Source organism: Streptomyces sp. NPDC050636 (genome assembly GCF_040654775.1).
Taxonomy (GTDB): Bacteria; Actinomycetota; Actinomycetes; order Streptomycetales; family Streptomycetaceae; genus Streptomyces.
In genome coordinates, this window is sequence record NZ_JBFAIP010000002.1 from 292,316 (window position 1) to 313,328 (window position 21,013).

Below are 21,013 nucleotides of genomic sequence, written 5' to 3' on the forward strand. Positions count from 1 at the left end.
GATTAGCAGGTGTTTTACTTGTGAAATGGTTGAGCTTCTAGCTGGTGCAAGGCGCCAAGGAAGTCGATGTTCTCCAGTGCTCGCGCTCGGCATGCCGAAGGCGTTCCCCACGCGCTCCGCAGCGCCCGCGCCTTGCGAATCCACAGCGACAGATCCAGTTCCTCGGTGTAGCCGACCGCACCGTGCAACTGGAGCGCCGCACGCGCCGCGCCGTACGCCGCCTCGCCCGCGGCCACCTTCGCCGCGGCGACATCCCCACACGCGCGCCGCTCCCCGCCGGCCAGCGCCACCGCCGCCGCGAACACCAGGGGCTGCGCGAATTCCAAGGCCAGCAGCGCGTCCGCCAGCCTGTGCTTCACCGCCTGGAAGGAGCCGATGGCCACACCGAACTGCTTTCGCTGCTGCGCGTATGTGACGGTGTCGGCCAGCAGTCGCCGCCCGACACCCAGCGCCTGGGCGGCCGTGAGGAAGGTTGCGACGTCGGCGGCATGCGCGGCGGCCGCCCGTACCTCCGGCCCGCTCGCCAACACCTCGCCGTCGAGCCTGGGCCGGGCGAGCCGCCGTGCCGGGTCGAGCGACGGCTGGACCGGCCCCTGGCCCGCCGCGCGCAGCAGCCGGTCATCCACGATGACGAATGTGGTATCGGCGGTGGCCGCGTCCAGGGCGTACGGCCCATGTGTCTCATCCGCGTACGACACGAGCCGGCCGCCCGTCGCGATCCCGGGCAGCCAGCGCCGGCTGAGGGCCGGATCGCCCAGCCGCCGCAGCAGGGTGGCCGAGGCGACCGTTTCGACGACCGGTCCCGGCACTGCATGCCGCCCCAACTCGACGAAGGACAGGGCAAGTTCAACGAAGAGCAAGCCGGCGTCCCCGTGCGCCTCCGGGGCCACGCCTTCGTGCCCGTTCGGGGCCACGCCGCCGTACTCCTCCGGTACCGCGAGTGCGAACACCCCGGTGTCCGCGAGCCGTTGCCACACCTTTCGCCCGGGGCCGGTGTCATCCGCCGCCCACGCGCGTACGGCGCCCGCGGTGTCCGCCGCGCCCAGCAGCCGGTCGAGTGTCCGGCCGAACTCGCGCTGCTCGTCATCAAGAAGGAAAGTCACCCTCGGTCGTCCTCTCGCCGCTTGCCGTTTGCCGCACCGCGCTGCTCCGCCCGGTTGTCGACGCCGACGCCGACGCCGATCGCAGGGCCCTTGCCGCAGGCGCCAGCCCCAACCCCAGCCCCAGCCCCCGCCTCCCCTCCCCCCGCGTCACCGCCTCCCCTTCGGCAGTCCGAGCAGTCGCTCGGCGATGATGTCGCGCTGGATTTCATTGGTGCCCGCGTAGATCGGACCGGCCAGCGAGAAGGTCCAGCCCTCTGCCCAACTACCGTGATCTGGCGCGTCGTTGGCATTGTCGGCGAGTTCGCCCTCGGCGCCGAGGAGGTCGAGTGCGGTCTCGTGCAGGGCGATGTCCAGCTCGGACCAGAAGACCTTGTTCAGGCTGGACTCGGCGCCCAGATCGGCGCCCGCGGCGAGCCGGGCGGCATGGGCGAGGGTGAAGAGGTGATAGGCGCGGGCGCCGATGACCGCGTCGGCGACCCGGTCGCCCAGCGCCGTATCGGTCGGATCGGCGCGCCGCCGCCACAGCGTGACGAGACGCCCGGCGGCCGCCGTGAAGCGCCCGGGGCTGCGCAGCGTGAGGCCCCGCTCGTTGCCCGCCGTGCTCATCGCCACCCGCCACCCCTGCCCCGGCTCGCCGATGACGTCCTCGTCCGGGACGAAGACCTCGTCGAGGAAGAGCTCGGCGAAGGCGGGCTTGCCGTCCAGCCGTCCGATGGGCCGTACGGTCACGCCGGGTGCGCGCAGATCGAACATCACATACGTCAGCCCGCGGTGCGGCCGGTCCGCGTCCGGATCGCTGCGGAACAGGCCGAACGCGCGATCCGCGAACGCGGCCCGCGAGGACCACGTCTTCTGTCCGCTGAGCAGCCAGCCGCCCTCGGTCCGTACGGCCGTGGAGCGCAGCGACGCGAGGTCCGAGCCGGCTTCGGGCTCGGACCAGGCCTGCGCCCAGATGACTTCGCCGCTCGCCATCGGCGGTAGTACGCGGGTGAGTTGGGCCGGGGAGCCGTGCTCGAAGAGCGTCGGGGCGAGGAGACTGATGCCGTTCTGGCTGACCCGGCCGGGCGTGTTCGCGGCGTGGTACTCCTCCTCGAAGATCAGCCAGCGCGCGAGCGACGCCCCCCGGCCGCCGTACTCCTCGGGCCAGGAGACCGCCGACCAGCGGTCCGCGGCCAGGGTGCGCTCCCATTCCCGGTGGGCCGCGAACCCCTTCTCGGTCTCCAGTGAGGGGAGCGGTGTGGCGGGTGCGTGCGCGGTGAGCCAGGTGCGGGCCGCATGCCTGAACTCCTCGTCCTCCGGGGCGTGTTCGAGATCCATCGACGGGCGGCCTCTTTCCTGAGGTTTCCAGGTTCCCTAACAAGTGTTTGGTAGGTTAGCGTACGGTCATGACGACCGAGAAGCCTTCGTACGTTCCCGGGCATGGGCTGCTGACCGGCCGGACGGCCGTCGTCACCGCCGCCGCGGGCGCCGGCATCGGCGGCGCCACCGCCCGCAAGCTGCTGGAGGAGGGCGCGGACGTCGTCCTCTCCGACGCCCATGCGCGTCGGCTCAAGGAATCCGAGGACCGGCTCGCCGAGGAGTTCGGTGCCCGGCGGGTCGCCGCCCTGCCGTGCGACGTCACCGACGAAGCGCAGGTCGGCGCGCTCTTCGACCTGGTGGAACAGCGGCACGGCCGGCTCGACATCGTCGTCAACAACGCCGGCCTCGGCGGCACCGCCGACCTCGTCGAGATGACCGACGGCCAATGGGACAAGGTCCTCGACGTCACCCTCAACGGCACCTTCCGCTGTACCCGCGCCGCGCTCCGCCGGATGCGCGGCGCACGCGAGGGCGGTGTGTGCAGCGCACGCGAGGGCGGTGTCCGCAGCGGCTCCGGCGTCATCGTCAACAACGCCTCGGTCGTCGGCTGGCGCGCCCAGCGCGGCCAGGCGCACTACGCCGCCGCCAAGGCCGGGGTGATGGCTCTGACCCGCTGCGCCGCCGTCGAGGCCGCCGCGTACGGGGTCCGGGTGAACGCCGTCTCGCCGAGCCTGGCCATGCATCCGCATCTCGCCAAGGTCACCACCGACGAGCTGCTGACCGAGCTCACCTCCCGGGAGGCGTTCGGGCGCTACGCCGAGCCCTGGGAGGTCGCCAATGTCATCGTCTTCCTCGCCAGCGACTACTCCTCGTACATGACCGGCGAGGTCGTCCCGGTCAGCAGTCAGCACGCCTGAGACCGGGACCGGGCCGGATACGGAGCGACAATGGCCAGGTGCCAACCGCAAAGAACGCCAAGAGCAGCACGAACGCCAAGAGCTCCCGGAGCGCCACGAAGGCCAAGAGCGCCACGAGCGCCAAGAGCTCCCGGAGCGCTGCGAATACCGACAGCACCCGAAGCACCGCGAATACCGACAACACCCGAAGCGCCGCGAAGAAGAAGGCGACCGTGAGCGCGCCCCCGGAGCGCCGCCGTGAGCTGCTGAACACCGCCGCCGAGGTGTTCGCCGCCCAGGGCTACAACGCCACGACCGTACGGAAGATCGCCGATGAGGCGGGCATGCTCGCCGGCAGCCTCTACTACCACTTCGACTCCAAGGAATCGATGGTGGACGAGATCCTCTCCACCTTCCTGACCGAGCTCTGGGACGGCTACGACGCGGTACTCGCCGCCGGGCTCGGCCCCCGGGAGACCATCGAAGCCCTGGTCACGGAGTCCTTCCGGGAGATCGACCGGCACCGCGCCGCCGTCGCCATCTACCAGAAGGAGTCCAGGCACCTCGCCGCCCAGCCCCGCTTCGGCTATCTCACCGACTCCCAGCAGAAGTTCGAGAAGGCCTGGCTGGGCACGCTGGAGCGGGGGGTGGCCGACGGGGTCTTCCGCACCGACCTCGACATCCGGCTCACCTACCGCTTCGTCCGCGACACCGTCTGGGTCGCGGCCGGCTGGTACCGGCCGGCGGGACACCACAGCCCGGAGGAGATCGCCCGCCAGTACCTGTCGATGGTCCTGGACGGCATCGCCGTGCGGGAGTGACCTCACCACCCAAGGAGCAGCTGTCATGGCCAAGGCATCCCAGGCACCCGAGGCATACATCGTCGATGCGATACGCACCCCCGTCGGCAGGCGGAACGGCAGCCTGTCCACCGTCCACCCCGCCGACCTCGGTGCGCATGTCCTCAAGGCGCTGATGGACCGTACGGACGTGGACCCGGCCGCCGTCGAGGATGTCGTCCTCGGCTGCCTGGACACCGTGGGACCGCAGGCCGGCGATATCGCCCGCACCGCCTGGCTGGCGGCCGGACTCCCCGAGGAGGTGCCGGGCGTCACCGTCGACCGGCAGTGCGGCTCCTCGCAGCAGGCCGTGCACTTCGCGGCGCAGGGTGTGCTCTCCGGCACGCAGGACCTCGTCGTCGCCGGCGGCACCCAGAACATGTCGATGGTCCCGATCGCCTTCGCCAGCCGGCAGGCCGCCGAACCGCTCGGCCTCACCGACGGCCCGTTCGCGGGCAGCGAGGGCTGGCGCGCCCGCTACGGAGACCGCCCGGTGAACCAGTTCCACGGCGCCGAACTGATCGCCGAGAAATGGGGCATCTCCCGCCGTGACATGGAGGAGTTCGCGCTCCGCTCGCACCAGCGCGCGATCCGCGCCATCGACGAGGGCCGCTTCGCGCGGGAAACCGTGCCGTACGGTGACATCACCCTGGACGAGGGGCCGCGCCGCGACACCTCCCTGGAGAAGATGGCGGGCCTCAAACCGCTCGTCGAGGGCGGCCGGCTGACCGCCGCGGTCTCCTCCCAAGTCTCCGACGGCGCCTCGGCGATGCTGCTGGCGAGCGAACGCGCGGTCCGCGAACACGGACTCACCCCACGTGCCCGTATCCACCACCTCTCCGTACGCGGCGAGGACCCCATCCGTATGCTCTCCGCACCCATCCCCGCCACCGCGCACGCGCTCAAGAAGACCGGCCTCACCCTCGACGCGATCGACCTGGTCGAGATCAACGAGGCGTTCGCGTCGGTGGTCTTGGCCTGGCTCAAGGAAACCGGCGCCGACCCGGACAAGGTCAATGTCAACGGCGGGGCCATCGCCCTGGGCCACCCCCTCGGCGCGACCGGCACCAAGCTGATGACCACGCTCCTGCACGAACTGGAACGCACCGGCGGACGCTACGGTCTCCAGACCATGTGCGAGGGCGGCGGGCAGGCGAATGTCACCATCATCGAACGGCTCTGACGCGGCAGGGTAGGGGCCGGGAGTTCGGCGAACCGGGTATGCGGCGGGAGCCTACGGGCCCGCAGAGAGCCCGACCGGGCAATGCGTAAACTCCAGGTCATGCCCATGCCACACACTTCCCCCGCCCCCGACGCGACCGTGGTGCGCACCGGACGCCGGGGTGCGATCCGCTCCCTGCCCATCTGTCTGGTCCTGATCGCGCTCGGCCTGGCCGGGGTGGTCGGACTGATCATGCTGGCCACCGGGACGGCCAAGGGCGACTTCTCCGTGAAGGGGCTGATCGGGATCCTGATGATGCTGGCCTTCGGCGCGCTCGGGGTGCTGTTGGGCATCCCGATCTGGCAGGGCAGGCGTGCGGCAGTGATCGTGGACGGCGCCGGCCTGTGGCTGGACAACGGCCGGGCGCGGCAGATCATCCCCTGGGACGTGCTGGCCGGGGTCGGCATGCAGTGGAGCCAGATGGGGCGGCGGGTGAAGCAGTACTCCATCGAACTGTGCCCGAGCGGCCCGATCAACGACCGCGATCCGGTGCTCTGGGCCCTGGTCCGCGACGAGGAGCCGATCGGCCCCGGCCTGCCGCGGCTGCGCTACCGCCTTCCGGTGCCGCCGGGCAGCCAGCAGCAGGTGACGGCGGCGGTCCGCCGGTACGCCCCACCGCACCTGTGGCTGGGCGAGGCCCAGCGTGAACCCGGCCACCTCGGCCGCCCCGACCTCAGCCGCCGCCCCAGGCGCTGACGCTCCCGGAACGACGGCTGAGGTAGGGCTCCGGTCAGGAGCAGGGTGTGTTCGGTCAGGAACAGGGAGTGTTCTTGATGTACAGCGCCCGCGGCCCGGACGCCGGTCCATAGCGGACTTCCTTCGTCGCGCCCTTCGGGAGGCGGCCGCGCGGGTCCTTGTGGCGCGGTATGACGATGGTGAAGCACGAGGTGCGCTTGGTGCACAGATTCGTCAGCTGCACATAGTGCTGACGGTCCTTGTCGAAGAACCTTTGCACCTTGACGCACCGCGGTGTCCGCTCGGCGGCCGCCGCGTTCGAGGCCGTGGCCAGAGTCAGCGAGGCGCTGCATGCCACCGCTGCAAGCGCTATGGCCATGATCTTCCGCACGTAATCTCTCCCCCGTTGGATACTCCCCGCGAGGCCGGCCGGCCCGGCCTTCGCGCGTTCAAGTGTTCTACCCCATTATTGTCCACACGCACCGGGAGAACATCAGCCCCCGGTACCACACAGCCGTCAATCCTGGGTACCACTGCAGGGCACATCAGCGATCTTCGGAGCGGACGGACTCGTGCCGAGCGTTCCGGGATCCGAGCGTTTCCGGGATCCGGGCGTTTTCCGTGATCCGGCCGGCTCCATGATCCCCCTGGCTTCACGATCCGGCCGGCTCCGGGAACCGCCCCGCGAAGTGACCCGTTTCACGGGATGGGGGGCGCAGGCAGGCGTGTCACGGCATGGGGGTGCTGGCAGGCGTGTCACGGCATGGGGGTGCTGGCAGGCGTTTCACGGGACGCGGGGCGCAGGCAGGCGTGCCAGCGTCTCGTACGCCTCCGTCATGATCCGGTCCACCAGCTGCGCGCACGATGGCAGGTCCTCGATCAGCCCGGCGATCTGGCCGGACGCCATCACCCCCAGGTCCGGCCGTCCCTCCACCATCGCGGCCCGCAGCATCATCGGCGTATTGGCCGCCAGCAGGACCTGACTCCAGGTCAGCTCCTTGCTGTGCTTCATCGCGAGCCCGTCGCGCACCATCTGGGACCAGCGCATCCCGGACCGCTTGCGGAATGCCGCGGAATGCCGGACGGCCCGTAGCAGTGCGGCCGAACGTCCGCTCTTCTCAAGCGAGTTGACGAGATCGGTCCGCAGCATCCGGTGCGGCATCCCGTCCACCTTCGTCGTGACGGTGACGTCCTTGACCGACGCCGCCAGATAACGCTCCTTGACCGCGTCCGGAACGGTGCTGTCGGAGGTGAGCAGAAACCGTGTGCCCATCGCCACCCCCGACGCCCCGAACGCGAGCGCGGCGATCAGCCCACGGCCGTCGCGGAAGCCTCCGGCCGCGATGACAGGGATCCCGACCGCGTCCACGACCTGCGGCAGCAGCACACTGGTCGCCACCTCGCCCGTATGCCCGCCCCCCTCGCCGCCCTGGACGAGCACGGCGTCGGCACCCCACGCGGCCACCTTCTCGGCGTGCCGGCGCGCCCCGATGGACGGGATCACGACCACCCCCGCGTCCTTGAGCCGTGCGATCAGCTCACGGGAGGGAGCCAGCGCGAAGGAGGCCACCTTCACCCCCTCGTCGATGATCACCCGCACCCGCTCCTCGGCATCACCGGCATCCGCGCGCAGATTGACCCCGAACGGCGCGTCCGTACGGGAGCCGACCTCGCGGACGGCCGCCCGCAGCTCGGGCACGGTCATCGTGGCGGACGCCAGGATCCCCAGCGCCCCGGCCTTCGCGGTGGCGGAGACGAGTCGCGGCCCGGCCACCCACCCCATGCCGGTCTGGACGATGGGGTGCCGTACGCCGACGAGATCGGTGAAGGGGGTCCGCAGGGGCGGCGGGGCCGCTGCGGGAGTCGTGCTCGCGTTGTGGTGGTGGCTGCGGTTGCTGTGGTGGTGGCTGCGGTCGCTCGTCACGTACGCACCTCGCGGTCGCGCAGCCCACGGGGGTCGATCACCTCGCGGATCAGCCGCAGCTCCGCCGCGGTCGGCTCCCGGGTGTACGGCACCTCCGGCGGCACCGTCAGCTCGAAGCCGGTGGCTTCCCGAACCTGCTCCACGGTCACGCCGGGGTGCAGCGAGCGCAGCCGCATCGAGTGGTCCGGCGTCGCGAAGTCGAACACGCCCAGATCGCTGATGACTTCGGGGATGCGGTGGTAGCGGGTCGCGGAGGGGCCGGCCGCCGCGGCGCGGTCGTATCCGACGCCGCAGACCATGTCGACCCGCTCGACGAAGGTCCTGGGGGAGTGCCGTGGAACCCAGTAACTCGTAGGGTTGTTCAGGGTGTTGATGGGTGCGCCACGCACTCCGAGCAGCTGGCGGTCCGGCCGGGACCACTCGCCGACGCAGGAGATGTTCTGGTTGCCGAAACGGTCGATCTGACTCGCGCCCATCATGACGTGCCGGCGTCCGGTGGCGACCAGCGCCAGATGCTGGCGGTACGGCAGCCATCCCTCGGTCACCTCGGCCCGGGCGCCGACCGCCGGCACATCGCCGATCAGCAGTGCCTCTCCGTCGGTGAGCAGCAGGTCGGGGGAGAAGGTCAGCCGGGCCAGCCGCGCACCGATCGAGGGCACGGTACCCATGGGACTGGCGAGGACCTCGCCGGCATCCCGCCATGCCTCGGCGCAGGCCAGCGCGCAGTACTCGGCGCGCGTGGCAGGGGTAGGGGTAGGGGGAGCGGACAGGGTGGAGGGGGTGGAGGGGGTGGCTGAGCCGGAGGGGGATGAGGGGGTGGACGGGGTGGGTGAGGGGGAGCTCATACGTCGTCTCCTCCCTTCGTCCCGTGGAAGGCCTCGACCGCGGACCGGTAGTCGCCCTCGTCCCCGGAGAGGAACCGCTTGACGAACACCGCCCACTCTTCCGGATCCGCGGCCGCCGTTGCATACGCCCTCTGGAACGCCTCGTCCCGGCCGTAATCCGGGTCGCAGGCGGTGAAGTGCGCACCGTTCGGCGCCGCCACGACCCCGGTCACGAACGGACGCTTGACGAGCATCGTCTGCGGCCCGCCCCCGGACATCAACTCGGCGCTGTCCACGATGCGTTCGCAGGACAGATACGCGGTGTCGGCGGCCTCGCAGAAGAGATCGTCGAAGTACGGATCGGGGCCCAGGTACTGGCCGTTGCCCTGGGCGTCCGCGCGATGCAGATGGACCAGCGCGGCGTCCAGCCGCAGCGCGGGAACGGCAACGAGCTCCTCCCCGTCCTCATACGGCGAAGACACCGTCCGCAGCTGTGGGTTGACCTTCAGTACGTCGGAGCCGAGCCCGGCGCGCACCGGCATGAACGGCAGCCGCTGGCCGGCTGCCGTCAGTCCCCACATGAACATGGCCTCGTCCAGCTCGGTCAGTGCCAGGGTGCCGTTCTGGCGGGCGGCGCGGAAGTGCGGTTCGAGGGGGATCGAATCGAGGGTGGCGAAGGGCGCGATCACGCGCCGGATCTTGCCTGCGGCGGCCAGCAGCCCCACGTCCGGACCGCCGTACGCGACCACGGTCAGATCGGTCAGTTCGGACCGCAGCAGGGCCCGGACCAGCGCCATCGGCTTACGGCGCGAGCCCCAGCCGCCGATCCCGATCGTCATGCCGCTCGCCAGCCGTCCCACGGCCTCGTCGGCACTCATGGTCTTGTCGCTCAACTCGACTCCTTTGGCGATGACTTGGTGGGGGGTGGCGGGGAGGTGGATGGAGAGGGGGAGAGGGAAGGAGATGAGGGCGTGGGCATGGACGGGGAGGGTGGTGGGGGCGGAAGCGGGGCCGGCGACACGAAGGCGTCGCGGTGCCGGTCGGCGACGCCGCTGAGGTTCGCCTCGAAGGTGAAGCCCTGCTCGAAGCGGTAGCTGCGGCGTACGTCGACCGGGTCGATGCCATTGATCGCGGCCTTGGCCAGCCGGATCAAGTACCCGTCCTTCGCGGCGATTTCCCCCGCCAGTGTCAGCGCCGAGTCCAGCAGCTTTTCGCGCGGCACTACCTCCCATACGGAACCGTGCTGGTGGAGCTCGCGGGCGGTGACGGTGCGCGAGGTGAAGTAGAGCGTGCGCATCAGATGCGGTGGCACGAGCCGGGCGAGATGGGTGGCCGCGCCCAGTGCGCCACGGTCCAGTTCGGGCAGTCCGAACGTCGCGTCGTCACTCGCCACGATCGCGTCCGCGTTGCCGACCAGCCCGATCCCGCCGCCCAGGCAGAAGCCCTGCACCGCCGCGACAACCGGGACTTCGCATTCGTAGACGGCCGCGAATGCCTCGTAGCAGCCGCGATTGGCGCCGATCAGCGCGGAGTGCCCCTCGGTCCGCTGCATCTCCTTGATGTCGACGCCGGCATTGAACCCGCGCCCGGCGGCGGCGAGCACCACACACCGGGTTCCGGGGTCCCGCCCGGCCGCCCGTACGGCCTCGGCCAGGTCGTACCAGCCTTGTACGGGGAGGGCGTTGACCGGGGGAAAGTCGACGGTGACCAGGGCGATCCGGCCGGGAGCGCCGTTTGTCGTGCGGCCCACCGTGCCGGCCGGCTTGCCGCTCGCTGCGCCGTCCGCGATGTCGCCGTCGGCCGGCGGCAGGGCGGGGTGAGAGGTGGAGACACCCATGAGCAGATCAGCTACCTTTCCACTACGTTCCACGTTCCATCAAACGTTTGTTAGGTGCTGTTGGGTGAGAAGGTAGCAGCGCGCGGAGCGCTGCGGGAGGTGTCGCATGGCGCTCACCATCGATCTGTCGGGCCGCGTTGCGGTCGTCACGGGCGGTACGCGAGGCATCGGCGCGGGGATCACCACGACCCTGCTGGCCGCCGGAGCACAGGTCGTCGCGTGCGCGCGCCGGCCCCCGGACCGTCCCCTGGAGGCGGCGGGGCGGACGGCGCGGTTCATGGAGCTGGACCTGCGCGATGCGGACGCGGTCGGCGCGTTCTTCCGGCGGATGCGCGGCGAATACGGGCGCCTGGACGTCCTCGTCAACAACGCGGGCGGCACGCCGTACCGCCTGCTCGCCGACTCCTCTCCCCAACAGGCGGCCAGAGCAGTTGAGTTGAACCTGATCGCGCCGATCACCGCATCCCTCGCCGCCCGCGAGGTGATGGCAGATCAGGAATCCGGCGGCTCCATCATCATGATCGGCAGCGTCAGCGGGACCCGTCCCTCACCCGGCACAGCCGCGTACGGGGCGGCCAAGGCGGGCCTGGACAATCTGGCCCGCACCATGGCCGTCGAATGGGCACCGAAGATCCGCGTCAACACCCTGACGCTCGGCATGGTCCGTACCGAACTGTCCCACCTCCATTACGGAGACGAGGACGGTATCGCCGCCGTCGGCAACACCGTTCCGCTCGGCCGGCTGGCCGCACCGGCCGAGATCGGGGAGGCATGCGCCTTCCTCGCCTCCGACCTCTCGGGGTATGTGAGCGGCGCGAGCCTGCTGGTGCATGGGGGTGGGGAACGCCCGGCCTTCCTCGACGCGTCGACGGCCGAGATGCCGAGCGCCTCTAGGGCTACCACCACCGCTGCCAGCACCGACCCCACCGCCGCCAACGTCTCCACCGCCGCCGCCAACGTCTCCAGCATCGCCAACGTCGCCAACGTCGCCAACTCCGTCCAGACCTCAACTGCCAGCAAGGAGAGCTGAGATGACCGGAATCTGTGACGGACGTGTCGTCATCGTCACCGGCGCGGGGCGCGGCCTGGGCCGTGCGCATGCCCTTGCCTTCGCCGCCGAGGGAGCCCGGGTGGTGGTGAACGACCTCGGGGTGGGGTTGGACGGCTCGGGTGGTACGGGGGCTTCGCGGGGTTCGCGGGGGCCGTGGGGTTCGGGAGACGCGGGCGGGGGCGGTAGGGACGGCAGGGAAGGCGGCCCCGCGGAACAGGTGGTCGCGGAGATCCGCGCCGCGGGCGGCGAAGCCGTCGCACACGGCGGCGATATCGCCACGCCAGAAGGGGCCGGCTCCCTTGTCGCGGCCGCCCTTTGCACGTACGGGCGCCTGGACACGCTCGTCAACAATGCGGGCTTTCTACGGGACCGGATGCTCGTCAACCTGGAGGAGGACGAGTGGGACGCGGTGCTGCGGGTCCACCTCAAGGGCCATTTCCTCCCCCTCAAACACGCCGCGGCACACTGGCGCGCGGAGGCGAAGGAGGGCCGTACGCCACAGGCTCGCGTCATCAACACCAGTTCGGGAGCAGGGTTGTCGGGCAGTGTGGGGCAAGGCAACTACTCCGCGGCGAAGGCCGGAATTCTCGGCCTGACGCTGGTCGCCGCGGCCGAGATGGGCCGCTACGGCGTCCAGGTCAACGCCATCGCGCCGGCCGCCCGCACCCGTATGACGGAGCAGACCTTCGCCGAGACCATGGCCGCCCCGGGGGAGGGGGATTTCGACGCGATGGCTCCCGAGAACGTCTCGCCGCTGGTGGTGTGGCTGGGCTCCGCCGCCTCCGAGGGGGTCACGGGCCGGGTATTCGAGGCGGAGGGCGGGCGGATCACCGTGATGGAGGGCTGGCGCCCCGGCCCGACCCTCGACAAGGGCGCCCGCTGGACCCCGGCCGAGGCAGGCGCCACGGCACGCCAACTCCTGGCCGGCGCCGAGACACCACAGCCGGTATACGGGGCGCGGTGAGGGGTGCGGGGGGCGGGGGGGAGCCGGCACCCGCACCGCGCGCGAGCCGCGAGTCTCGCCCAGCCTCCGGCGCACCCGGCTGCCGCTGCCGGCCCGTTCCTCCCCTCAGTCGCTGGCGCCCGGGCGTGCCGTCACCACTCTCAGGCCCCGGTCGGCGAACTCGCGGCGGATGGCCTCGTTCGCTCCGCTGTCTGTGATGAAGGTGTCAAAGACATCCGCGTCGCCGACCCTCGCGAAGCAGCGCTGGCCGATCTTCGAGGAGTCTGCGACGACCACGGCACGCCGGGAGCGCTCCGCCATGAGGCGGTTGACCCGGGCCTCCGCCTCGTCGTGCACCGTGGCCCCCATCACCGGATCCATGCCATTGGCTCCGATGAAAGCGATGTCGACCGAGATCTGCTGGAGCACCAACTCGCTGAACGGTCCGACCAGTTCAAACGACCGCGAGTGTGCCACCCCGCCGGTGAGCACGATCTTGATCTGCGGTCGTACGGCCAGCTCATTGGCGATGTTGAGGGAATTGGTGACGATCGTCAGATGCGGCTGTGGGCCCGCCTCCGCGAAGTCCGGGCGAGTGGCCAGCACCCGGGCGATCGCCGTGGTCGTGGTGCCGCCGCTCAGACCGACCACGTCCCCGCGCTCGACCAGCTTCGCCGCGGCCTTGGCCACCGCCTCCTTCTCCTCGGACCGATGAGCGTGCTTGTACCGGATCGGCAGGTCGTACGCCACCGAGCTGAGCACCGCCCCGCCCCGGGTGCGGGTCAGCAACTGCTGCTCGGCGAGGGCATCCATATCGCGCCGCATCGTCGCGGCCGAGACCTCCAGCTCGGTCGCCGCCTCCTCGACATCCACCCGGCCTCTGTCCCCGAGCAGCTCAAGCAGTGCGTTCATCCGTTCATGGCGCTTCATGGCGCGAGCCTAATTCGTTTCAACAGACCCGGGTGAGCCCAGGTGCCGGCGACTGGCCGCCGGGCCGCCTCAACCACGTCGGATATCTCCAGGCCTTCGCGGCACCAGCCGCCCTCGTCGCGAGGCCCGCAGCTCCGAGGCGCACTATTGGCGGCGAGGCGGGCAGTGACATTGGTCGGGACGTTGGCGCCGGTGTCACCACAACGGAGACCGGCTGGCCGCTGCCCACCTGAGCCTCGCCGGTACCAGTGCATTCAACGTATTCAACGTATTCAACGTATTTCATGTATTCCACGCATGCCATCGAGTCGAGTCCTCCTTGTCCGTGTGCATGGTGAGTGCTGACTGGCTGCTGCCTGACGTGATCATTTGTTGCTCGGTGTGAGGCCCTGTCGTGGGGTGAGGCACTGCCTCAGGGCCGCTCGTTGTCCGTCCGGCAGGTGGTCACCTATGGGTGATCGGCGCGGGCTGTGGTTTCCGTCGCAGATCCAGCTACCTTCCTCGGCGTCGAACCACCACGGCTCTGCTCCCCACCCGGGATGCCCCTGCAGGAGTCTGCGGGCCAGGGCCTCACAAGCCTCCGGGGCGTTGTGGGCCTTGAGCGCCGCTTTCACCGCACTGATCGCTTCGGTGGAAACGTCCGGGTCGCCGAGTACGGGCAGCAGCAGAAGCAGTCGCGTGTGGGGGTCGGTGACGCCGACTGCCCTGGGCGGGCAGTCGAACAATGCGGTCAGCTCGGGCCAGCACAGGCCGGGGCCGATACGGTCTTCGTCGTTGCTGGCCAGGACCTCGTCACAGGACCAGTCCGGGTGAGTGAGGAAGTAGTCCGTGCTGCTGTTGTCCTCTCCGTTGTTGTAGTGGACGACGATGCTGTGGCCGCCCGCCAGCGGGACGTGAAACACCGGCCAGGCCGATGCGTCGTGGAGACGGTCCAGGACGGCGCCGGCATCCGCGGCATCCACGCCGAAGGACTCCACCGGCAGTCCTTCGTACAGGTCCGCCAGATGTGCGGCCCAGAAGCCGGGCTCCGCTATCAGCGGCAGACCATCGATGACGGGAGAAGAGGCGTACCAACGCCGTGCCATGACCATGTCTCGATTGTCGTGGCGGCTGTTCCCGGCCGGTCGATCACCCCCGAGTCGGCGACTGGGCGGCGAGTTGGCCAGGAACCGTCGCCGGAGTGCCCAGAACGGCCAACAGCCTCGCCGCCTCCTTGGCCACTGCTTCCCGAGCCGGTTTCATGTACTTCCGGGAGTCGACGAGCGCCGGATCCGCGCCCAGCTCCTCCCGTATGGAGTGGGTGAACACGGAGACCAGATGTGTGGAGATATTGATCTTCGTCATTCCGGCGGCGATGGCTCGGCGCAGTTCGTCGTCCGGCACTCCGGAGGAGCCGTGCAGCACCAGCGGCACCGGCAGCGTCGCACGCAGTGCCGCGATCAGGTCCTTGTCCAGCACCGCCGTGCGCTCGTGCATCGCGTGGGAGGAACCGACGGCCACGGCGAGCGCGTCCACTCCCGTCGCGCGGACGAAGGCCAGCGCCTCCTGCGGGTCGGTGCGTACCCCCGGCGCATGAACCCCGTCCTTGCCACCGACCTTGCCCAGCTCCGCCTCGACGTAGACGTCCCGGTCGTGGCACCAGGCGGCGAGTTCGGCGGTGGCGGTGACGTTCTCTTCATAGGGCAGTGCGGAGGCGTCCACCATGACCGAACCCACTCCAGCCGCAATGCCCTGGTGGACCAGCTCCGGCTCGGTGATGTGGTCGAGATGTACCGCGATCCGGGCGGAGGAATCCTCGGCCAGGGCGAGAGTGGCGCGGGTGATCGGCAGCAGACTGCCGTGATAGCGGATGCAGTTCTCGCTGATCTGCAGGATGAGGGGGGCGTTCATGCGCTCGGCGGCGGTGACGAGCGCCTCGGCGGTTTCCAGATGGATGACGTTGAAGGCGGCGGCACCGACCCGGGCCTCACGCGCGGCGTCGACGATCGATGCGGTCGGAACGAGGGGCATGGGATCCTGACTCCCTTGCAGACTGGGTGAGTTGATGTCGGGGGAACGGTGCGTCTACGGCACGGCCGGCGCTTCGAGCATCACGGAACGGGTCAGGCTGCGCGGGTTGTCCGGGTCCAGGCCCCGCGCCCGGGCCCGCTCCAGCGCCACCCGCTGCACCAGCACCAGATCGGCCAGCGGATCGCGCGTATGGCACACGAAGCGCGCACCGGTCCGCGCCACATCCGCCTCCAGGCCCTCCGGTGCTTGGCCGAACAGCCAGGTCACCCGGCCGGGTGCCGCTATCGCGATCGGACCGTGGCGGTACTCCATCGCCGGGTAGGACTCCGTCCAACTCTGCGACGCCTCCCGCATTTTGAGAGCTGCTTCATTGGCCAGCCCGAACGTCCAGCCTGTGCCGAGGAAGGAGAACTGCTCGGCGTCCACCCACTCCTGCTCGATCGGTGCGGTCAGCGCTTCCTGAGCGTCGCTCACCGCACCGGAGACGTCCTCGCCCAGGTGGGCGCGCAGCAGCATCAGCGCCGTCGTCGCGAACCGGGTCTGCACCACGGACTTCTCGTCCGCGAACGGCAGCGCGACCGTCTCGTCGGAGATCGTGACCGCCGGAGTCTCGGGGTCGCCGAGGACCGTCACCGTCGGGATGCGCCCCTTGACCGCGTCGAGGACGCGCAGCACCTCGGTCGTCGTGCCCGAGCGGGTGATCGCCACCACCGCGTCATATTCGCGGGCGCTGCCGAGGAACGCCTCCGAAGCGGCGAAGGGATCCGTCACCCCCAGCCCGGCGCTCTCGCGCAGCGCCGCATACGACTGCGCCATGAACCACGAGGTGCCGCAGCCGACGACAGCGACCCGCTGTCCGGCTTTGGGCAGCGGGCCTCCCGCAGCCCCCATCTGTGCGGCTGCCCGCCAGGTCTCCGGCTGACTGCGCAGCTCCTGCTCCATGTATGACGTCCCGCTCATGGCCACCCTCCCGTGGTGCGTAGGTCCGGCGCTCGGATCCGATGCGTGGTGCCTGGGTCGGATCGCTGCGCAAAGGTCATTCTGCGTGATTCTGCAAGATTGGGCTTTGTTACAATCGACTGTACGCATCTTTCGCGCACGGATCCATCCCTCGTGAGGGTGATGCGGCATGCGGGGAGCGCTGGAATCTGTCCCCGGAAGGCCCTTCAGGTGGTGCGAATGGGGTGTTGGGCTGCGCGTTTGATGTGTGCGTTGGCCTGCGCATTTGGCTTGCGCGTCGGTTCGCGTGCTGGCGAGTGGGGGAAGCTGATGACGCACTGTTGACACTTGCGCGAAAGTCGTCCAATACTCGCAAGATCAGTCATGATCACTCATGCAGCAAGGCCGCTCCGCCGTCCAAAGGACTCCCCATGTCCACTGCCACGCTCTCCGCGACACCCCCACCGCCGGCATCCAAGACCCCGCACCGCACCGGAAAACTGTTCGCGCTCACCGGCGCCGTCGTCGGTGTCATCTACGGCTACGACACCGGCAGCATCTCCGGTGCCCTGGTGTTCCTGAGCCGGGACTTCCACCTCACCGAGGCCGAGAAAGGCCTGGTCAACAGCATCCTGGTAGGGGGATCCATCGTCGGCGCGCTGATCGGCGGCAAGCTCGCCGACGCCCTCGGCCGCAAGGCCGCGATGCTGATCGTCGCCGGCTCGTACGCCGTCTTCGTCGCGCTGTCCGCGCTCGCGCCGAACGTCGTCGTGCTCGATGCGGTCCGTTTCCTGCTCGGCGTCGCCATCGGCATCTCGATTGTCGCGGCCCCGCTCTACATCGCGGAGTCGACCCCGGCACGCATCCGCGGCGCTTCCGTCGCCGCCTACCAAGTGGCGACGGTCGCCGGCATCGCGGTCACCTACTTCGTCAACTGGGGCCTGTCCGGTGGCGGCCACTGGCGGTGGATGCTCGGCCTCTCCGCGATCCCCGCGGCCCTCGTCCTGATCCCGCTGTTCCGGCTGCCGGACACGCCTCGCTGGTACGTACTCAAAGGCCGTACGGAACGAGCCGTCGAGGTCATGGCGACGACCGACCCGGATGCCGACGCGCGCGCGGAGGTGACGGCAGTGGCCGCCGCACTCGCCGAGGAGAGCGGCGGATCGGTGCGCTCACTGCTGCACAAGCCGTACGCCCGCGCCACGCTCTTCGTCGTCGGCCTCGGGTTCTTCTGCCAGATCACCGGCATCAACGCCGTGACGTACTACAGCCCGCAGATCTTCGAGGAGATGGGCTTCACCGGCAACGGCCAGAACTTCCTGCTGCCGTCCTTCGTCCAGCTCGCCTCACTGGCCGCGACCGTCCTCGCCATCCTCATCATCGACCGGCTCGGCCGGCGCGTGGTGCTGCTCTCCGGGATCGGCACGATGGTGGTGATGCTCGCCGTCCTGACCGCGGTCTTCGGCTTCGCCGACCTCCAGGGGGCCACCATCTGGGTCGGCTTCGGCGCCATCCTGCTCTTCACCGCGGCCTTCAACTTCGGCTTCGGATCGCTGATCTGGGTCTATGCGAGCGAAGCATTCCCCGCTCAGCTGCGCTCCACCGGGGCGTCGGTGATGCTCACCGCCGATCTCGTGGCCAATCTCCTCATCGCCCAGTTCTTCCCCTCCCTGATGGCCTGGGCGGGCGCGGCCTGGACGTTCGCCGGCCTCGGGGTCCTGGCCGTGGGGGCTCTGGCCTTCGCCGCCGGCACCGCGCCCGAGACCAAGGGCCGCCAACTGGAGGAGATCCAGGGCTACTGGCGCAACGGCGGCCGCTGGCCCACCCCGGCTCCCGAGAACGCTCCGTAGCGAGGCGGCGTCGGCCGAGCCCCCGTGGCTCCCGGTGCCTCAGGACGGCAACTGCTCCCGGTACCCCTCCAGTGCCGGGGCAGTCGTCGTCGCGACGAATTCGGTGATCCGGTAGGCGCACACACCGGCGATGCTGAACGGGTCCTCGGCCACGAGCCGCTCGACGGTCGCGCGGTCCATACCGGCGGCGAGGATGACGCCCCCGTCACGCGGCACCTTGCGGCCCGCGGCGATGAAGTGCCCGGCGGCGTATTGCTCGTTCAGCCACGTCACATGCTCCTGCAGGGCAGCGTCGACGCGTTCGATGGGGGCGGTGTAGGTCAGCTCAAGTACGAACATGAACGCAATATAGAGGGTGGCCGCAGGTGCGGCCGTCTTGCCCTTCCGGTGCCCTTCCCGCGTCGAATGTGCAGGCCAGGGGCGGCCGGCGGCCGGCGCCGACTGCTCAGCGGGCCACCAGGCGCGGAACGCCTGCCGACCCGTCCGATCATGGGTTCGGTAGCGTGGTCGTCACCATGGACACTTCCGGAACGATCTCCTGCGACGACGAACTGCGGCACTGGCCGACCGACGAAGCCCAGGCGCGCGCGGTCCAGGACCGACTGCGGCCGTACGTACGCCTCGACGAGTCAGGTCCGGAGCTCGGATTCGAGGAGACCGTGGTGGGCGTGGATGTCGCCTACGACGACGAGCGTGACGTCGTCGCCGCGGCGGCCGTGGCCCTGGATGCCCGTACCCTCGCCGTCGTCGACGAGGCCACCGCCGTCGGCCGGGTCTCCTTCCCGTACGTCCCGGGACTGCTCGCCTTCCGCGAGATTCCCACCGTGCTCGACGCGCTCGGCCGCCTCGCCCGCACACCGGACCTGGTGGTCTGCGACGGGTACGGACTGGCCCACCCGCGCCGCTTCGGGCTCGCCAGCCACCTCGGGGTGCTGACCGGTCTGCCCACGATCGGCGTCGCCAAGAACCCCTTCACCTTCCGGTACGCGGCTCCGGGGCCGGACCGGGGCGCGGCCTCCCCGCTACTGGACGACACCGGTTCGGACGCGTCCGGCGCTCCTACTGGCGCCGAGGAGGTGGGACGCGCGCTGCGCACCCAAAAGGGCGTCAAACCGGTCTTCGTCTCTGTAGGGCATCGCATCGACCTCGACGGGGCCTGTGCGCATACGCTCCGGCTGGCGCCCAAGTACCGCCTCCCGGAGACGACCCGGGCTGCGGACTCGTTGTGCCGGAGGGCGCTCGCGAGCGTATGACGCGCAGTGGAGACGCCGGGGCGATGGCCGGCGTGGATACCGGCGTCGTACGGCGTGATACGGGCGCGGGCTATCCCCGGACGACCCGGAAGGTGATCCCCGCCTTCTGGAGACGTGCCGTCAGCGCTTCGCCCATGGCGACCGCCGTCGTCACCTGGCCCGCCGTCTCCGGCAGATCGTCGAAGGCCAAGCTCAACGCCGACTCGGCGAGCATCTTCGCGGTCTCGTCGTAGCCGGGATCGCCGCCCGAGACCTCGGTGACCAGGCGTTCGCCGCCGCCCGTCGCCACGAAGCGCACCGTGAACCAGCTCTTCGCCCGCCGCTCCGGGCTCGGCCCGTCGCCCGGTTCCAGGCGCCCCGACAACCACCGCCGCGCGGGCGGCACCTGGGCGAGCGCGCAGACCGCCCCCGCGCCCAACGCTCCGCCCACCGCGACCGGCAGCCACCGCACCCCGGCGTAGTGGCGATAGCGGAAGTCGGGCCCGTAGCGGTCGAGCGCGGTGGCCGAGCGGGCGATGATCTGCGGATCGATGGTCGGCAGCGGCACACCCCAGGCGCGCGTCTCGCCGCTCCTGAGGGGCGGCCCTAGCGGCGCCCGCACCGTACGGCCGTCCGTACGCTTCTGGAGCCGCTCCGCCCGCTGCCGCTCGCGGGCCGCCCGCGCCATGGCCACCGGACGCGAGGCGACTGTCAGTACGGACGCCAGAGTGCCGCCCGAGAAGGTCGCGTTGGTCCGTACGAAGCCGTCGATGCGCAGCGGCACGCCCTCCGGGAGCAGCCCCACGGTGAAGAGCACACCCAGATCATGCGGAACGGAGTCAAAACCACAGGCATGTACGAGGCGCGCGCCCGAGGTGCGGGCCGTCGCATGGTGCCGCAGATACATCCGGTCGACGAATTCCGGCTCGCCGGTCAGATCGACATAGTCCGTCCCGGCCGCGGCGCAGGCGGCGACCAGCGGCTCCCCATAGGTGAGATACGGGCCGACGGTCGTGGCCAGCACCCGGGTGTCCGCGGCGAGCGCGCGCAGCGAGTCCGGATCGCCGCTGTCGGCACGCAGCAGCGGCAGGTCGGCGCAGGCAGGGTCGATCTCGGCCAGCCGGTCGCGCAGGCGCTCCAGTTTCGCGGTGCTGCGTCCGGCCAGCGCCCAGCGGCAGTCCTTGGGCGCGTGCCTGGCCAGATATTCCGCGGTGAGCGCCCCGGCGAACCCGGTAGCGCCGTAAAGCACGAGGTCATGGGCCCGTCCTGAGGTGTCCTGCCGTCGCATCGCGCGTCCTTTCGAGTGGAGTCCGGACCTTAGGCAGTCGCTGCCGTCCCGTCAACGACCGCTCCCGGTCATGCGGTTGGTGGCCCGGTGCGGCCTGCCGTCTTGACACGGCGTCGGAGCAGGGGCCACATTCGCCCATGACATAGGACGT

Annotated in this window: 21 protein-coding genes; 8 read left to right on the forward strand and 13 right to left on the reverse strand. The window is 70.2% G+C overall.

What is annotated here, in order from left to right; all coding sequences use genetic code 11:
• Positions 1-14: 14 nt before the first annotated feature.
• Entirely contained in the window at positions 15-1,103 is a 1,089-nt protein-coding gene (locus AB0I10_RS03835) for an acyl-CoA dehydrogenase family protein (RefSeq protein ID WP_363150655.1), read from the reverse strand.
• Positions 1,104-1,250: 147 nt separating this feature from the next.
• The gene (locus AB0I10_RS03840) at positions 1,251-2,420 is read right to left on the reverse strand and encodes an acyl-CoA dehydrogenase family protein (RefSeq protein WP_363150656.1); all 1,170 of its coding nucleotides are present in this window, start codon (positions 2,418-2,420) and stop codon (positions 1,251-1,253) included.
• A 68-nt stretch (positions 2,421-2,488) separates the two neighbouring features.
• Between AB0I10_RS03840 and AB0I10_RS03845 the strand changes: the two genes are divergently transcribed.
• The 4 genes from AB0I10_RS03845 to AB0I10_RS03860 all read left to right on the forward strand — a co-directional run bounded on the left by AB0I10_RS03845 (position 2,489) and on the right by AB0I10_RS03860 (position 6,055).
• Positions 2,489-3,319, forward strand: coding sequence for an SDR family oxidoreductase (locus AB0I10_RS03845; RefSeq protein WP_363150657.1), 831 nt, complete (start codon positions 2,489-2,491; stop codon positions 3,317-3,319).
• Between the two features lie 212 nt (positions 3,320-3,531).
• Entirely contained in the window at positions 3,532-4,119 is a 588-nt protein-coding gene (locus tag AB0I10_RS03850; protein WP_363150837.1) for a TetR/AcrR family transcriptional regulator, read from the forward strand.
• A 25-nt stretch (positions 4,120-4,144) separates the two neighbouring features.
• Positions 4,145-5,320 (forward strand): acetyl-CoA C-acetyltransferase, encoded by a 1,176-nt coding sequence (locus tag AB0I10_RS03855; RefSeq protein ID WP_363150658.1) that lies wholly within the window; start codon positions 4,145-4,147, stop codon positions 5,318-5,320.
• 99 nt (positions 5,321-5,419) lie between these two features.
• A complete protein-coding gene (locus AB0I10_RS03860; RefSeq protein ID WP_363150659.1) occupies positions 5,420-6,055 on the forward strand; it encodes a hypothetical protein in 636 nt (211 codons plus the stop codon).
• Between the two features lie 55 nt (positions 6,056-6,110).
• Here AB0I10_RS03860 and AB0I10_RS03865 read toward each other — a convergent pair whose 3' ends face one another.
• The 5 genes from AB0I10_RS03865 to AB0I10_RS03885 all read right to left on the reverse strand — a co-directional run bounded on the left by AB0I10_RS03865 (position 6,111) and on the right by AB0I10_RS03885 (position 10,619).
• The gene (locus tag AB0I10_RS03865) at positions 6,111-6,425 is read right to left on the reverse strand and encodes a hypothetical protein (RefSeq protein ID WP_363150660.1); all 315 of its coding nucleotides are present in this window, start codon (positions 6,423-6,425) and stop codon (positions 6,111-6,113) included.
• Positions 6,426-6,818: 393 nt separating this feature from the next.
• Positions 6,819-7,874, reverse strand: a complete 1,056-nt coding sequence (locus tag AB0I10_RS03870; RefSeq protein WP_363150838.1) for a nitronate monooxygenase — start codon at positions 7,872-7,874, stop codon at positions 6,819-6,821.
• An 80-nt stretch (positions 7,875-7,954) separates the two neighbouring features.
• Entirely contained in the window at positions 7,955-8,803 is an 849-nt protein-coding gene (locus AB0I10_RS03875) for a CoA-transferase (RefSeq protein WP_363150661.1), read from the reverse strand.
• Positions 8,800-9,675: a CoA-transferase gene (locus AB0I10_RS03880; RefSeq protein ID WP_363150662.1), complete on the reverse strand. Its 876-nt coding sequence runs from the start codon at positions 9,673-9,675 to the stop codon at positions 8,800-8,802. Before AB0I10_RS03880 ends, AB0I10_RS03875 begins: the two co-directional genes overlap by 4 nt.
• Positions 9,672-10,619, reverse strand: coding sequence for an enoyl-CoA hydratase family protein (locus AB0I10_RS03885; protein WP_363150663.1), 948 nt, complete (start codon positions 10,617-10,619; stop codon positions 9,672-9,674). Before AB0I10_RS03885 ends, AB0I10_RS03880 begins: the two co-directional genes overlap by 4 nt.
• A gap of 106 nt (positions 10,620-10,725) precedes the next feature.
• On the opposite strand from AB0I10_RS03885, the gene AB0I10_RS03890 reads away from it, so the two are divergent.
• Together AB0I10_RS03890 and AB0I10_RS03895 are read left to right on the forward strand one after the other, a co-directional pair.
• A complete protein-coding gene (locus tag AB0I10_RS03890) occupies positions 10,726-11,649 on the forward strand; it encodes an SDR family oxidoreductase (protein ID WP_363150664.1) in 924 nt (307 codons plus the stop codon).
• A gap of 1 nt (position 11,650) precedes the next feature.
• Complete coding sequence (locus AB0I10_RS03895) at positions 11,651-12,634, forward strand: SDR family oxidoreductase (RefSeq protein WP_363150665.1); 984 nt, start codon at positions 11,651-11,653, stop codon at positions 12,632-12,634.
• A 105-nt stretch (positions 12,635-12,739) separates the two neighbouring features.
• Here the strand turns inward: AB0I10_RS03895 and AB0I10_RS03900 are convergent, their stop codons facing one another.
• The 4 genes from AB0I10_RS03900 to AB0I10_RS03915 form a co-directional block, all read right to left on the reverse strand.
• Positions 12,740-13,543, reverse strand: a complete 804-nt coding sequence (locus tag AB0I10_RS03900) for a DeoR/GlpR family DNA-binding transcription regulator (protein ID WP_363150666.1) — start codon at positions 13,541-13,543, stop codon at positions 12,740-12,742.
• 365 nt (positions 13,544-13,908) lie between these two features.
• Entirely contained in the window at positions 13,909-14,634 is a 726-nt protein-coding gene (locus AB0I10_RS03905; protein ID WP_363150667.1) for a hypothetical protein, read from the reverse strand.
• A gap of 37 nt (positions 14,635-14,671) precedes the next feature.
• Entirely contained in the window at positions 14,672-15,553 is an 882-nt protein-coding gene (locus AB0I10_RS03910) for a class II fructose-bisphosphate aldolase (RefSeq protein WP_363150668.1), read from the reverse strand.
• A gap of 54 nt (positions 15,554-15,607) precedes the next feature.
• Positions 15,608-16,513 (reverse strand): SIS domain-containing protein, encoded by a 906-nt coding sequence (locus AB0I10_RS03915; RefSeq protein WP_363150669.1) that lies wholly within the window; start codon positions 16,511-16,513, stop codon positions 15,608-15,610.
• A 410-nt stretch (positions 16,514-16,923) separates the two neighbouring features.
• On the opposite strand from AB0I10_RS03915, the gene AB0I10_RS03920 reads away from it, so the two are divergent.
• Positions 16,924-18,342 carry a sugar porter family MFS transporter gene (locus tag AB0I10_RS03920; protein ID WP_363150670.1) on the forward strand — a complete coding sequence of 473 codons (1,419 nt, stop codon included), beginning with the start codon at positions 16,924-16,926 and terminating at the stop codon, positions 18,340-18,342.
• Between the two features lie 39 nt (positions 18,343-18,381).
• Here the strand turns inward: AB0I10_RS03920 and AB0I10_RS03925 are convergent, their stop codons facing one another.
• Positions 18,382-18,681 (reverse strand): YciI family protein, encoded by a 300-nt coding sequence (locus AB0I10_RS03925; RefSeq protein WP_363150671.1) that lies wholly within the window; start codon positions 18,679-18,681, stop codon positions 18,382-18,384.
• 176 nt (positions 18,682-18,857) lie between these two features.
• Between AB0I10_RS03925 and AB0I10_RS03930 the strand changes: the two genes are divergently transcribed.
• The gene (locus tag AB0I10_RS03930; RefSeq protein WP_363150672.1) at positions 18,858-19,595 is read left to right on the forward strand and encodes an endonuclease V; all 738 of its coding nucleotides are present in this window, start codon (positions 18,858-18,860) and stop codon (positions 19,593-19,595) included.
• Positions 19,596-19,665: 70 nt separating this feature from the next.
• On the opposite strand, the gene AB0I10_RS03935 is transcribed toward AB0I10_RS03930, so the two are convergent.
• Positions 19,666-20,862 carry a saccharopine dehydrogenase NADP-binding domain-containing protein gene (locus tag AB0I10_RS03935; protein WP_363150673.1) on the reverse strand — a complete coding sequence of 399 codons (1,197 nt, stop codon included), beginning with the start codon at positions 20,860-20,862 and terminating at the stop codon, positions 19,666-19,668.
• Positions 20,863-21,013: the final 151 nt, after the last annotated feature.

Excerpts from the sequence above, each read along its gene's own strand:
- AB0I10_RS03840 (WP_363150656.1), bottom strand. The coding sequence starts at position 2,420 with ATGGATCTCGAACACGCCCCGGAGGACGAGGAGTTCAGGCATGCGGCC.
- AB0I10_RS03845 (WP_363150657.1), top strand. The coding sequence starts at position 2,489 with ATGACGACCGAGAAGCCTTCGTACGTTCCCGGGCATGGGCTGCTGACC.
- AB0I10_RS03890 (WP_363150664.1), top strand. The coding sequence starts at position 10,726 with ATGGCGCTCACCATCGATCTGTCGGGCCGCGTTGCGGTCGTCACGGGC.
- AB0I10_RS03905 (WP_363150667.1), bottom strand. The coding sequence starts at position 14,634 with ATGGTCATGGCACGGCGTTGGTACGCCTCTTCTCCCGTCATCGATGGT.
- AB0I10_RS03885 (WP_363150663.1), bottom strand. The coding sequence starts at position 10,619 with ATGGGTGTCTCCACCTCTCACCCCGCCCTGCCGCCGGCCGACGGCGAC.
- AB0I10_RS03860 (WP_363150659.1), top strand. The coding sequence starts at position 5,420 with ATGCCCATGCCACACACTTCCCCCGCCCCCGACGCGACCGTGGTGCGC.
- AB0I10_RS03935 (WP_363150673.1), bottom strand. The coding sequence starts at position 20,862 with ATGCGACGGCAGGACACCTCAGGACGGGCCCATGACCTCGTGCTTTAC.
- AB0I10_RS03900 (WP_363150666.1), bottom strand. The coding sequence starts at position 13,543 with ATGAAGCGCCATGAACGGATGAACGCACTGCTTGAGCTGCTCGGGGAC.
- AB0I10_RS03895 (WP_363150665.1), top strand. The coding sequence starts at position 11,651 with ATGACCGGAATCTGTGACGGACGTGTCGTCATCGTCACCGGCGCGGGG.
- AB0I10_RS03855 (WP_363150658.1), top strand. The coding sequence starts at position 4,145 with ATGGCCAAGGCATCCCAGGCACCCGAGGCATACATCGTCGATGCGATA.
- AB0I10_RS03875 (WP_363150661.1), bottom strand. The coding sequence starts at position 8,803 with ATGAGCTCCCCCTCACCCACCCCGTCCACCCCCTCATCCCCCTCCGGC.
- AB0I10_RS03915 (WP_363150669.1), bottom strand. The coding sequence starts at position 16,513 with ATGAGCGGGACGTCATACATGGAGCAGGAGCTGCGCAGTCAGCCGGAG.
- AB0I10_RS03930 (WP_363150672.1), top strand. The coding sequence starts at position 18,858 with ATGGACACTTCCGGAACGATCTCCTGCGACGACGAACTGCGGCACTGG.
- AB0I10_RS03925 (WP_363150671.1), bottom strand. The coding sequence starts at position 18,681 with ATGTTCGTACTTGAGCTGACCTACACCGCCCCCATCGAACGCGTCGAC.
- AB0I10_RS03910 (WP_363150668.1), bottom strand. The coding sequence starts at position 15,553 with ATGCCCCTCGTTCCGACCGCATCGATCGTCGACGCCGCGCGTGAGGCC.
- AB0I10_RS03920 (WP_363150670.1), top strand. The coding sequence starts at position 16,924 with ATGTCCACTGCCACGCTCTCCGCGACACCCCCACCGCCGGCATCCAAG.